Raw genomic sequence first — 12530 nt, 5'->3', positions numbered from 1 at the left:
GAGCGGTAACATGAAACAGGTTGTTTTAGTGACAGGTGCTGCTTCTGGACTCGGTAATGTGATTGCTGAATATTTTGCGAGCCAAGGTCATCAAGTGATTTTGTCGGCAAGTACGCTTGAAAAAGCCGAAAATGCTAAGGCACAAAGTCAATATGCCCAAAATATGTTTCCTTTAAAGCTAGATATTTCGGTCGAGGCAGATTTTCATGCAGCGGTGCAATGGATTGAAGAGAAATTTTCTAAACTTGATGTGTTAATTAACAATGCCACCGTCACCAAAGCAACGCCCGTATTAGAAATTACCGCAGCCGATTTTGATTGGGTGACCCAAGTTAACCAACGCGGCACCTTTCAAGCTTGTCAAATTATTGGTCAATACATGGCTAAAAAAGGCTACGGACGCATCATTAATATGGCCTCGTTAGCAGGACAAAACGGCGGTACCGCAACGGGTGCACACTACGCGGCAACCAAAGGTGCCATTGTGACGTTAACCAAAATCTTTGCCAAAGAGTTTGCGGCAAAAGGTGTTACGGTCAATGCGATTGCACCGGGACCAATGGAGTCACCAATCGTTCATAGTGTGGTGCCAGACGAAAAAATGGAACAGTTCATCCAGAATATTCCGGTTAAAGCCTTAGGAAATATGCATTTTATTGCTGAAACTTGTGGGTTGCTTGCGAGTCCAAATGCAAGTTTTGTGACTGGTGCAACATGGGATATTAACGGTGGTTTATTCATGCGTTAAGCCACAAGCTTAGGCATGAAAAGGGAGTTAAATCATGACTACACTTTATGATGTTGTCGTTAAAAATCGCCATGTGGAAGGTGGAAATATTGCAGTTATGGAGTTTGAATCTGCAACTTCTGCTGCATTACCAAAGGTTGAACCTGGTGCACATATTGATGTGCACTTACCGAATGGTATGGTGCGCCAATATTCGCTTTGCCAAAATCCAAATGACGAAGGTAAGTTTCGCCTTGGGATTTTACGTGATCCTGAATCACGTGGCGGCTCGATTTCTGCATTTGATGAAATTAAAGATGGCATGCAAATTCAGGTCAGTGAGCCAAAAAATTTATTTCCACTTTTAAAAGCCAAACACAGTGTGTTAATTGGCGGTGGAATCGGGATTACGCCGTTAATAACGATGGCATACCAACTTGCACATGAAGGTGCATCATTTGAGCTTCACTATTGTGGTACTAGCCCTGAAAAATGTGCTTTTGTTGATGAAATTAAAAATGGTGAGTTAGCAAAATATACAACGTTCCATTTTAAATCCGAAGGGGCAAGCCACAGAGCATTTTTTGAATCTGCCATTAAAGATATTGACCTTGAGAGCCATATTTATACCTGTGGTCCAGTCGGTTTTATGGATTGGGTGATTAACCTCGCCACGACTCATGATTTCCCTGAACAGCAAATCCACAAAGAATATTTCCAAGTTGAAACTGATACCTCGGGAGATTCATTTGAGGTGGTGGCTGAGCGTAGCGGAAAAATCATTATGGTCGAAGCTAGCGAAACCATTTTGCAGGCTTTGGCTAAAGAAGGCATTGAGATTGAAATGTCTTGCGAGCAAGGCGTATGTGGAACCTGCATGTGCGATGTGATTGAAGGTGAACCTGATCATCGAGATGTTTATTTTACTGATGAAGAAAAAGCCAGCAATGAACAAATCTTGGTGTGTTGTTCACGCTCTAAAACACCGAGACTAGTTTTAGATATCTAATGCTCTCGCGATTTATATGGATGTAAGAGAAGGTTTAGGAGAAAGATGATGAATGTATTACAACAAATAGATGAGTTTACGGTCGATCCATTACAGTTCCGACGGGCATTAGGAAATTTTGCGACAGGCGTTACCATTGTTACTGCACAAAATGCACAAGGTGAGAAAGTTGGTGTAACTGCAAATAGTTTTAACTCGGTGTCACTCGATCCACCACTTATTTTGTGGAGTATTGATAAAAAATCGTCAAGTTTTTCAGTATTTGAAGAAGCAACACATTTTGCAGTCAATATTTTATCAGGCACGCAAATTGAGCTGTCTAATAAGTTTTCGAGACGCAATATTGATAAATTTGCTGACACAAATTTTCAACTTGGCGCAGGACGCGCACCCATTTTAGAAAATTGTTCTGCAGTGTTTGAGTGCGAACGTTATCAAGTGATTGAAGGTGGTGACCATTGGATTATTATTGGTAAAGTGGTTCGTTTCCATGATCAAGGCCGAAGCCCGCTGGTTTACCATCAAGGTGCATATTCTTGTGTAATGCCACATCCAAGCCTTCAAGTTAAACAAACTGAACAGAGCGGTGTAGACCAAACACATTATGGGCATTTATATAATAATGTCTGCTACTTAATGAGCCGTGCTTTTAAAGCTTATCAAACCGACTATATTCCAAAGCAAATGGCTTCGGGTTTCCGTACCAGTGAATCACGTCTCCTGCTTGTTTTAGCCAGTGGTACTGCCTCAAGTAAAGAAGATTTACCTAGAGATATTGCTATGCCAATGCAAGAAGTGGAAAGGTCGGCTGAAATTTTAAAATTTGAAGGGTTACTGGTCGATCACGATAATTTGTATGCATTGACCGACAAAGGCAAACAAACAGCGCAGTATTTGTTTGATATTGCTGATAGCCACCAAAATGAAGTGTTTAAAAAGTATTCTGAGGAACAAAAAGATATTTTTATTACCATGCTGCGAGACTTCGCGGGAGTAGCATAAGCCCCATTAAGCTGATAAATTGAATTGATTTATCAGCTTCTTTACATCTAGCTGACTATCATCAAAACAATTCCAAGGATAAGGAATTTTTGGCACACAATTTGTTTATCAATAAAACAAGATTGCAAATAAGCCAAGACAGTGCACCACCACAAACACAAAATTTTGAGCGGTGACACATGTATAGAGAGGTAAGGGATGAACCAATATGTAAGCGATGCATTACTCACATGGACGCACCATATTAAAAGTGTGTGCGGTAATTTTGAAACCGATTTTGATGGAACCCGTAATTTATTCATTGGTGAAGTTCAGTGCTTTTTATTGGGCGATACCGAAATTGCTTTTATCAAAAACAATGCAAATAAAATTGTCCGAAAAGCCGATGAAATCGATCGAGTGAATAATCGTTTTTGTTTTTTGATTTTGCAGTATTCGGGAAAAATGCTGCTCGAGTATAAAAATGAGACTCTAAGTCTGAATGAAGGCGATATTGTTTTGGTCGACCCAGTCGAAACTATTTCGATGTATCCGCAAGGATTAGTAAGCCAGATTTCAGTCCATCTGTCGCGTGAAAAATTACTTAAAGAAAATATTAGTACTGAATATTTTGGAAAACTGATTACGCAAAATATGAGTGGTTTTTTACTCAAGAATATTTTGAAAAATATGTCTGCTGAAAACATCAAACTTTGGTACGCAACCGAAGATGGGAATGCTTTTGAAGATGCGTTAATTGCTTTAATCAAACCCACAATTAATTATAAAAATATAAATAGCTCCAATAACCTGATGGAAAAAGCCGAGCGATATATTATAGAAAACTTAGCAAAACCCGATTTAACACCTAAATTAATTGCAGAGCATATTGGAGTATCGCTACGTCATCTCTACCGTTTGTTCCTTCAAGAAAATTTATCTATTAATAAATATATACAGCTCAAACGCCTGGAAAAAGTCAAAGCGGATTTGCTTGATAAAAAGAACAAACAAAGCTCAATTACCCAAATTGCCTTGAAATGGGGTTTTTGGGACGGTGCTCATTTTTCAAAGATCTTTAAAAAGACTTATGGTATCTCTCCTAAAGAATTTAGAGAGGGTATGTCAGTTTAAATTTTTAACTCTCAATGTCATTTTTAGACAAGTTCGACGTCATTCTTGAACAAGCTAGCCCAATGTAACTGTGTTGAAATTAAATTCATTAGAGCAGGTTAGATAAGCTTAATAACCATAGAACTATTAAGTTGGTCTAATGAACTTTACTCACAGGAAAGTGCATTTTAACTGTCTGATTCAGATAGTTCAGGGATAGATGAAAAGGATGAAACCAATGCGTAAACAACGATTATTGAATGACATACAAAAAATACTGGCACTTAACTTATCAATCGCTGCAAGCTTTTGGGGATTCAATACTCAAGCGTTTGCGCATGGTGGACATGCCGAAATGGTCTCACTTTATCAAAACATGAGTGAGCAAGGCGCTAAAGTTGTTAAAGATGACTTTACCAATACCTATACAATCACCAAAGGTTCTATGGTAGTTCGGGCCAAACCCAATTCGGATCAGGTTTTGGTGAATGGCAAACCTTTCAAACTCAGTGTGCCTTTATTAATTAAAGATGGTAAACCTGTTATTGGAAAAGATTTTTTTAATGAAGTCTTCCAGTCGGGGTTAGATCAAACTTTCAAAATTGAAAATACGTTTCACCCGCTCAATAGCTTAAATTCTGACGAAATCAAAAAGACATTTGATGTGATTAACCGCTCGAAATACGCTTATAAAAATATGCGTTTTGCCGAGTTAAAGCTTAAAGAACCTGAAAAAGCCAAAGTATGGGATTACTTCATTAATCACAAAGAATTTAAAGAAGATCGTATTGCCTCATTTATTTTATTAAAGGGTAATCAAGCGATTGAAGGTGAAGTTAATCTTAATACTCAACAGGTCACAAAATGGAATGTACTTAAAGATACTCACGGTATGGTGCTGCTAGATAATTTTGAAGCTGTACAACGTGTAATTGAGACAAGTAAAGAATATCAAGATGCGTTACGCAAACGTGGCATTACTGATGTGAAGAAAGTGATTGCTACTCCGCTAACTGTTGGATATTTTGGCGGTAAAGATGGTCTGGATAAACAACTCAATATATTAAAAGTCGTCGCTTACCTCGATGTAGGAGATGGGAACTACTGGGCACATCCTATTGAGAACCTAGTTGCTGTAGTCGATTTAGATAAAGAAAAAATTATCAAGATTGATGAAGGCGCAATCATTCCTGTGCCAATGGCAAATCGACCTTATATGTCGAATAAGCCCGTAGCAAGTAAGCTAAAACCACTCAATATTACTGAACCTGAGGGCAAAAACTTTAGCATTACCGGTCAAACCATACATTGGGGGAACTGGTGTTTGCATGTGGCGTTAGACTCTCGTGTTGGCTTACAGCTTTCAACCGTGACCTACAAAGATAAAGGTGTGAAGCGTAAAGTCATGTATGAAGGTAACTTGGGTGGAATGGTGGTTCCATATGGTGACCCTGATATTGGCTGGTACTTCAAATCTTATTTGGACTCTGGCGAATATGGTATGGGAACACTCACATCATCTATTCTTCCTGGAACAGATGCACCCGACAACGCTGTTTTACTTGATGCCGTGATTGCAGACTACAAAGGCCAGCCTCAAGTAATTCCAAATGCCATTGCTGTGTTTGAACGATATGCCGGACCTGAATATAAACATCACGAAATTTTTGGCAATCAAGATGCCAGTGAAGAACGCCGTGAACTCGTCGTGCGCTGGATTAGTACGGTTGGAAACTACGATTACATGTTTGACTGGGTATTTTCCCAAAATGGTGTAATTGGAATTAATGCGGGTGCAACGGGTATTGAGGCGGTTAAAGGCGTTAAATCACGCACCATGCATGACAGTACTGCCAAAGAAGATACCAAATATGGAACTTTAATTGACCATAATATTGTGGGTACAACGCATCAGCACATCTATAACTTCCGTTTAGACATGGATGTCGATGGTGAAAATAACAGCTTTATGCATATGGACCCTGTGGTGAAAGCCAATGACAAAGGTGGTGTTCGTACAAGCTCAATGCAAATTGACAGTAAAGTCATTACCAATGAGCAAAATGCCGCTGAAAAATTTGATCCATCCACTATTCGCTTACTCACGAATTTCAACAAGGAAAATAAATTAGGCAATCCGGTTTCTTACCAACTCATTCCTTTTGCAGGTGGCACACATCCTGTTGCGAAGGGTGCCAATTTTTCTAAAGATGAATGGTTATTTAAACGTTTGAACTTTATGGATAAGCAAATTTGGGTGACTCAGTACAATCCGGATGAACGTTATCCTGAAGGGAAATATTCAAACCGTTCAACTCATGATACAGGCTTAGGACAGTTCATTGGTAACAACGAAAATATCGAAAATAAAGACCTTGTGGTCTGGATGACAACAGGCACAACCCATGTGGCACGTGCTGAAGAATGGCCGATTATGCCGACAGAATGGGTTTATACCCTAATCAAACCTTGGAACTTCTTTGACAATACACCGACTTTAAACTTGGGTGAAGAAGAGCAAAGTACGCAGCACGACCATCACTAAAAACCAAGATGAACGAGGGTGGGTAACGAATAAGTTACCCATACCTGAGCACGGTTAGGCCGTTCGCAAAAAAGGAATTTCTCAATGAAAAATTTATTTTCTCAGGTTATGAGAGGGACTCTCTTTGTCTCATTTTTTTCAACTGTGCATGCTGGTGAGCTTGAAATTAAGCCAACTTTTGAAGCAACTTTTGGGGCCTTTAGTAGCGGTAAAAGCTATAACGGCGAAAACCTAGAGGATGAAAGAATCAATTGGCAAGAAGGTCATCTTAAATATGGTGCTAAAGGACAATACACCTTTAAAAACAATCAGCTCTATGCAAGCTTAAGTGGCATTAGCTCGGCAACATTTGGTGATGGCGACGCAGGCCAAAATAGTAATGGCAAAGAACGTAAAACAGATGTGAATGAATGGATCATTGGTTTTAAAGACGGCACCAATAAAGATGAGTTAACGACCTATGATTTAAGTATCGGTCGACAAAATATCATGATTGGTGATGGGTTCTTCATTGCGGGTGATGCATTAAACCTCGGTAGAGTGCCTGCGGATGGCACACTCGATCGAGGCGGTGCATATTATCTAGCAGCTCGTCGAAGCTTTGATTTTACGACTTTGCTTCAATATAAACCGCAAGAGAATACAACGCTAAAGCTGGCTTATTTAAAATCAAACAACAAAGCACAATTTTCACCTGAACTGTTTGTGACTGATTTGATGTATCAACTTAAAGATAAGGGCGTTGGGTTCACTTACTTAAACGTATTAGACCTTAAAGATGCTGAACAGGTTTCAGGGCGACAAGATCTCAAAAATTATGCTTTACGTTTGAATTATCAGCCTTTACCAGAGCTACAAGTTAAAACTGAGTTTGTGGTTCAAGATAAAAAAGATAGCCACGAAAATGCTGGCTATTTAGCACTGAACTATAACTTTTTATCTTCAAAATATACGCCTTCATTAGGTTACCGTTTTAGTCATTTTTCAGACCAATATGACCCTATGTTTTATGGAAATACGGTCGGGTTCGGTACGTGGTTTCAGGGGGAGGTTGCCGGAAACTATGCTGGTCCATTTAATAAAAATGCAGATATTCATCAAGTTTCTTACATGATGAATTTGAAAGAAAATTTTATGTTGGGTGCTTTGGCTTATAAGTTCAAAACAGTAAATAAATCTTTAACTAATGTAGATGGACATGAGTTAGATGTGTTTTCGGTCTGGTCGGTCAATAAAAAATTCAACGTTATTCCTTTAGTGGGACTCTATAAACCGAAACACGATATTCATAGTGGTGGTACTCAAAACTACGATGACAAGACCAATGTCTATGCGCAGTTGATTCTGCAATACATCTATTAATAAATCCTTTTAAATGAATTGAGAGAAATAAAAATGAGTGAAGTTCAGATTTTACAAAATGTGCAGCAATTTATAGCACGTCAACATGGACATTTTATTGATGGAAAATTAGTTGCTGCCGAGCTTTTAGATAAAGTGGATATTGTAAATCCATCGACTGAACAAGTGGTTGCTCAAATTAGTATTGGTAGTCAACAAGATGTCGCAAGCGCCGTCAAAAGTGCTAAACATGCTTTTCAAAATGGTTGGGCTGAAACGACACCCTATGAACGTGGCGTTAAATTAAATAAGTTGGCAGATTTAATTGAGCAACATGGTGAAGAACTTGCTCAGCTTGAGACGTTATCCACCGGAAAGCTTATCAATATTTCCCGTCATCTTGAAGTTGCACAATCCGTTATTTTCTTAAGATATTTTGCTGGTTGGGCAACCAAAATTAATGGTCAAACCATGCAACCTTCTATTCCATCAATGCAAGGTGAAAAATATACGGCCTTTACTTTAAGACAACCGATTGGTGTGGTCGCAGGTATCGTGCCTTGGAATTTTTCGCTGATGATTGGTGTTTGGAAAATCGGCTCAGCTTTAACAACTGGCTGTACCATTGTGCTTAAACCAAGTGAGTTTGCCAGCTTATCTTTATTACGTTTAGCTGAACTTGCCATTGAGGCAGGTATTCCAGCGGGTGTGATTAATGTGGTTACAGGTAAGGGCGATACAGGACAATATTTAATTGAGTCGCCACTCGTTAAGAAAGTTTCATTTACAGGTTCAGTTCCAACAGGTATTGCCATCGGTATACTCGCGATGAGCAGTGATTTAACCCGTGTAAGTCTGGAGCTGGGTGGTAAAAATGCCATAGCTGTTTTGGCTGATGCAAATATTGATGAGATTTTACCGACTTTGCTCCAAGCAACTTTTGTGCATCAAGGTCAAGTTTGCGCATCCCCAGAGCGTTTTTTTGTACACCATACAAAACATGATGAACTAGTCGAGAAGCTCTCTAAAGCACTTTCTAGTTTAAAAATTGGATCGGCTATGGATGAAGGAAGTATGTTTGGTCCACTCTCGAATCAGCCACATTTTAATAAAGTAAAACATTATTTAGATATGGCTAAAGCCAACAACCAGATTATTGCTGGTGGTGAGGCTCTAGATCGATCAGGATATTTTGTACAGCCGACTTTAATTTCCTTCAAAAATACCGATGATCCTTTATTTTCAGAGGAAACATTTGGTCCAGTGGTCGGGATAATGCCATTCGAAACTGACGAAGAGCTTATTCAGCTTATGAATCAGTCACGCTTTGGTTTAACCGCAAGTATCTGGACAAATGACTTATCAAAAGCTTTGCGTTTAATTCCTAAAATTGAAGCAGGCACCTTATGGGTCAATATGCATACGTTCTTAGACCCTTCGGTTCCATTTGGTGGTGTGAAAGCTTCAGGAATTGGCAGAGAGTTTTCAGATGCATTTATTGAAGATTACACCGAATTAAAATCGGTCATGATTCGGTATTAAGTTGAAAGATTCTACGAGATATAAAAAAATGGCCTCTATAGGCCATTTTTTGAATCATTAAAATTAACCTAATAAAAAATCCTTTAGGATTTTATTAAAAGCTTCGGGCTGTTCTACATTGGAAATATGAGAAGCGTCTATCTCTGCAAGTTGTGATTGTGGAATGCGTTGCTGCATAAACTCACCATCTGCAACAGTCGTTACAGGGTCTTGGGTTCCAGCAATCACCAATACAGGTATTTTGATGTCGTTTAACTGCTCACGGACATCCGCTTTAGCCAAAGCCTCGCAACAATTGGCATAACCCATTGCGCTGCCAGCACTTAAGTCGTTACACAGGTTGTTGACAATAGAAGGATGACTTTGGATAAAGGGATCTGTAAACCATCGCGAAGCTGCTGTGGCTGCGATTGGCTGTAAACCTTGCTCACGTACTAATTTTGCACGGTCAAGCCATGCCTGTTCTTGTCCAATTTTAGCGGCAGTATTTGCCACCACCACATGACTAAAACGGTTAGGGTAGTGAATTGCCAGCCATTGGCCCGTTAAACCACCCATAGAAATTCCACAAAAAGCAGCTTTGCTAATATTCAGATGATCCAGTAAACGGACAACATCTTCACCTAATTGCTCTACAGTGTATGGGCCGTCAGGCGTAGATGATGAACCGTGGCCACGTGTATCATAACAGATCACAAAAAATTGATCTTTTAACTCATTGAACTGTTTTTGCCACATACCATAATTGGTGCCCAAAGAGTTTGAAAACACCAGAGCAGGGGAAGATGGCTCACCAAAGGTTTGATAGTTAATTTGTGCATCGGCAGATTGAAAAGATGGCATTTGTTTCTCCTTAAAGTGCTTCAACACGTTCAATAATCAAAGCAATGCCTTGTCCCACACCAATACACATCGAACACAAGGCATAACGACCATCTGTTTGCTCAAGCTGGTTTAAGGCAGTGGTCACAAGGCGTGCACCTGAAGCACCCAGTGGATGGCCTAATGCAATTGCTCCACCGTTTGGATTTACCTTGTTGCTATCATCTGGCAAGCCTAAATCACGGGTCACTGCCAATGCCTGTGCAGCAAAGGCTTCATTGAGCTCAATCACATCCATCTGATCTAAAGTCAGGTTAGCTTGTTTAAGTAATTTTTTAATTGCAGGCGCTGGAGCAAAACCCATAATACGTGGCTCTACACCCACTGCTGTTGAAGCAATGATCTTGGCACGTGGTTTGAGATTGTAGGCCTGAACTGCATCATCAGAAGCAATCAGTAGAGCTGCTGCACCATCGTTAATGCCTGAAGCATTCCCCGCAGTAACTGTGCCATCTGCTTTAACTACAGGTTTAAGTTTGCTTAAACCTTCAAGCGTGGTTGATGCACGCGGATGTTCATCGGTATCAATCACAACAGCATCACCCTTACGTTGAGGGATTTCAACTGTCACGATTTCTTTAGAAAAAAAGCCTTTGGCTTGCGCGCTTGCGGTGCGTTGTTGGCTCACCAAGGCAAACTGGTCCTGATCTGCACGATTAACGTTGAACTGTTCAGCCACGTTTTCGGCAGTCTGGGGCATGGTGTCTACACCATACAATTCTTTAAGTTTTGGGTTAATGAAACGCCAACCCATGGTGGTGTCTTCAATCTTCTGGCTACGGCCAAAAGCACTGTCAGACTTACCCATCACATAGGGGGCACGGCTCATACTTTCCACACCACCTGCAATCACCAAATTCGCTTCACCGGCTTTAATAGCACGGGCAGCAATGGCAATGGCATCGAGTGATGAACCGCACAAACGGTTAATGGTGGTTGCTGGTACTTGATACGGCAAACCAGCAAGCAGTGCTGACATACGGCCAACATTACGGTTGTCTTCACCGGCTTGGTTGGCACAGCCATAAATCACATCATCGACCTGTTCCCAATCTACACTTGGGTTACGCTGCATGAGGGCTTTAATCGGCACAGCGCCAAGGTCATCGGCACGGACAGGTGCAAGACCACCGGCATAACGGCCGAATGGAGTGCGGATGGCATCGATGATATAAGCGTTTTTCATTCTAACTTTTGTCCTTTACTTCAGGCCTTTTTAGCCATTCTCCGTAGGTATTTCACGGTGGCGACATGGATGTCGCCTCGTTGCTCAGCACAACAGGGAGGTTGTGTCTGAGTAACAAAGGTTTTTGGTTACTTTTTAAAAAAAGTGACACGAATTAGCTGGTGGCATCTGACTTAAACAGATAAGACTCCGTTGTGATGCTTTATAAATTTTCATATCAACGAATAACATCACAGCTGTAATTTACTGTGATACCCATAGGTCTGTCGTATAAGCGATACCTTACTTTTGAAAGGTCAAAAGTAACAAAAACCTTTGTTGAACAGAGGAGGCTTCCATGCCTCCCTGTCCAACGGGCGACATCCATGTCGCCTGTCACGATAGTTACTGCTGTTTTAAATTTTAATCTTGAGTCGCATCAATCAAAGTTGCACCAGTTAAAGCCTGTAGCTCATCAAAGCTAAGACCTTTAACTTTCTCAACTACTTTTAAACCGTCTTTGGTCACATCAATCACACACAGGTCGGTGTAAATACGATCCACACAGTGTTTACCCGTTACCGGATAAGTCAGCTCAGCCACAATCTTTGGTTCACCTTGTTTGGTGACGTGGTCTGTAGTGATAAATACTTTCTTGGCACCAACCGCCAAATCCATCGCACCACCTACGGCAGGAATCGCATCCGGTGCACCGGTGTGCCAGTTCGCCAAGTCACCATTGGCTGCAACCTGAAAGGCACCAAGTACGGCAATATCAAGATGACCACCACGCATCATCGCAAAGGAGTCGCCATGGTGGAAAAAGCTGCCGCCTTCAAGCATGGTCACAAACTCTTTACCCGCATTAATCAGTTCAGGGTCTTCTTCACCTGCAGCTGGTGGTGGGCCAAATGCCAATAGTCCATTTTCAGAATGAAGGAAAATATCTTTATCGTTAGGTAAGTAGCTGGCAATTTTAGTCGGTAAGCCAATGCCCAAGTTCACATAGGCGCCATCGGGAATATCTTGTGCCACACGTTGTGCAATCTGGTCACGGCTGAGTTTCTGGTAGCTCATGTTATTTCTCCTTATTGCTTACTGTGCGGGCGATACTTGTACAACATGCTGTACAAAGATACCCGGGGTGATGATGTGTTCAGGGTCTAATCCACCCAGCTCCACCACTTCAGAAACCTGAGCAATGGTGACATCCGCAGCCATGGCC

At 40.8% G+C, this 12530-nt stretch carries 11 protein-coding genes; 7 read left to right on the top strand and 4 right to left on the bottom strand.

The window, feature by feature from the left end:
* Nucleotides 1-10: 10 nt before the first annotated feature.
* The 7 genes from J678_RS20930 to J678_RS20900 all read left to right on the top strand — a co-directional run bounded on the left by J678_RS20930 (nucleotide 11) and on the right by J678_RS20900 (nucleotide 9258).
* Entirely contained in the window at nucleotides 11-748 is a 738-nt protein-coding gene (locus J678_RS20930; RefSeq protein ID WP_017394038.1) for an SDR family NAD(P)-dependent oxidoreductase, read from the top strand.
* 34 nt (nucleotides 749-782) lie between these two features.
* Nucleotides 783-1736 carry a PDR/VanB family oxidoreductase gene (locus tag J678_RS20925; protein WP_017394037.1) on the top strand — a complete coding sequence of 318 codons (954 nt, stop codon included), beginning with the start codon at nucleotides 783-785 and terminating at the stop codon, nucleotides 1734-1736.
* 45 nt (nucleotides 1737-1781) lie between these two features.
* On the top strand, nucleotides 1782-2738 hold the full coding sequence (locus tag J678_RS20920; RefSeq protein ID WP_079378074.1) for a p-hydroxyphenylacetate 3-hydroxylase reductase component: 957 nt from the start codon (nucleotides 1782-1784) through the stop codon (nucleotides 2736-2738).
* Between the two features lie 198 nt (nucleotides 2739-2936).
* Nucleotides 2937-3851: a transcriptional regulator FeaR gene (gene feaR, locus J678_RS20915; protein ID WP_001077876.1), complete on the top strand. Its 915-nt coding sequence runs from the start codon at nucleotides 2937-2939 to the stop codon at nucleotides 3849-3851.
* A gap of 208 nt (nucleotides 3852-4059) precedes the next feature.
* Nucleotides 4060-6375 carry a primary-amine oxidase gene (gene tynA / locus J678_RS20910; protein ID WP_081403975.1) on the top strand — a complete coding sequence of 772 codons (2316 nt, stop codon included), beginning with the start codon at nucleotides 4060-4062 and terminating at the stop codon, nucleotides 6373-6375.
* A 144-nt stretch (nucleotides 6376-6519) separates the two neighbouring features.
* Nucleotides 6520-7737, top strand: coding sequence for a hypothetical protein (locus J678_RS20905; protein WP_079378078.1), 1218 nt, complete (start codon nucleotides 6520-6522; stop codon nucleotides 7735-7737).
* Nucleotides 7738-7770: 33 nt separating this feature from the next.
* Nucleotides 7771-9258 carry an NAD-dependent phenylacetaldehyde dehydrogenase gene (locus J678_RS20900; protein WP_017394033.1) on the top strand — a complete coding sequence of 496 codons (1488 nt, stop codon included), beginning with the start codon at nucleotides 7771-7773 and terminating at the stop codon, nucleotides 9256-9258.
* A 63-nt stretch (nucleotides 9259-9321) separates the two neighbouring features.
* Here the strand turns inward: J678_RS20900 and pcaD are convergent, their stop codons facing one another.
* From pcaD to J678_RS20880, 4 genes are all read right to left on the bottom strand, one after another.
* Complete coding sequence (gene pcaD / locus J678_RS20895; protein ID WP_017394032.1) at nucleotides 9322-10101, bottom strand: 3-oxoadipate enol-lactonase; 780 nt, start codon at nucleotides 10099-10101, stop codon at nucleotides 9322-9324.
* Nucleotides 10102-10111: 10 nt separating this feature from the next.
* On the bottom strand, nucleotides 10112-11326 hold the full coding sequence (pcaF, locus tag J678_RS20890; protein ID WP_017394031.1) for a 3-oxoadipyl-CoA thiolase: 1215 nt from the start codon (nucleotides 11324-11326) through the stop codon (nucleotides 10112-10114).
* A 402-nt stretch (nucleotides 11327-11728) separates the two neighbouring features.
* Nucleotides 11729-12382, bottom strand: coding sequence for a 3-oxoacid CoA-transferase subunit B (locus J678_RS20885; protein WP_017394030.1), 654 nt, complete (start codon nucleotides 12380-12382; stop codon nucleotides 11729-11731).
* An 18-nt stretch (nucleotides 12383-12400) separates the two neighbouring features.
* Nucleotides 12401-12530 (bottom strand): CoA-transferase (locus J678_RS20880; RefSeq protein WP_322835837.1); only part of this gene is annotated, 130 nt, incomplete at its 5' end.

It is taken from the genome of Acinetobacter sp. 1424608 (genome assembly GCF_000588255.1).
Lineage (GTDB): Bacteria > Pseudomonadota > Gammaproteobacteria > Pseudomonadales > Moraxellaceae > Acinetobacter > Acinetobacter nosocomialis.
This window is presented reverse-complemented; position numbering and strand designations above follow the sequence as displayed.

Bases quoted from the DNA above. Each gene is read 5' to 3' on its own strand.
- J678_RS20930 (WP_017394038.1), top strand. From the start codon at position 11: ATGAAACAGGTTGTTTTAGTGACAGGTGCTGCTTCTGGACTCGGTAAT.
- J678_RS20925 (WP_017394037.1), top strand. From the start codon at position 783: ATGACTACACTTTATGATGTTGTCGTTAAAAATCGCCATGTGGAAGGT.
- J678_RS20920 (WP_079378074.1), top strand. From the start codon at position 1,782: ATGATGAATGTATTACAACAAATAGATGAGTTTACGGTCGATCCATTA.
- feaR (WP_001077876.1), top strand. From the start codon at position 2,937: ATGAACCAATATGTAAGCGATGCATTACTCACATGGACGCACCATATT.
- tynA (WP_081403975.1), top strand. From the start codon at position 4,060: ATGAAACCAATGCGTAAACAACGATTATTGAATGACATACAAAAAATA.
- J678_RS20900 (WP_017394033.1), top strand. From the start codon at position 7,771: ATGAGTGAAGTTCAGATTTTACAAAATGTGCAGCAATTTATAGCACGT.
- pcaD (WP_017394032.1), bottom strand. From the start codon at position 10,101: ATGCCATCTTTTCAATCTGCCGATGCACAAATTAACTATCAAACCTTT.
- pcaF (WP_017394031.1), bottom strand. From the start codon at position 11,326: ATGAAAAACGCTTATATCATCGATGCCATCCGCACTCCATTCGGCCGT.
- J678_RS20885 (WP_017394030.1), bottom strand. From the start codon at position 12,382: ATGAGCTACCAGAAACTCAGCCGTGACCAGATTGCACAACGTGTGGCA.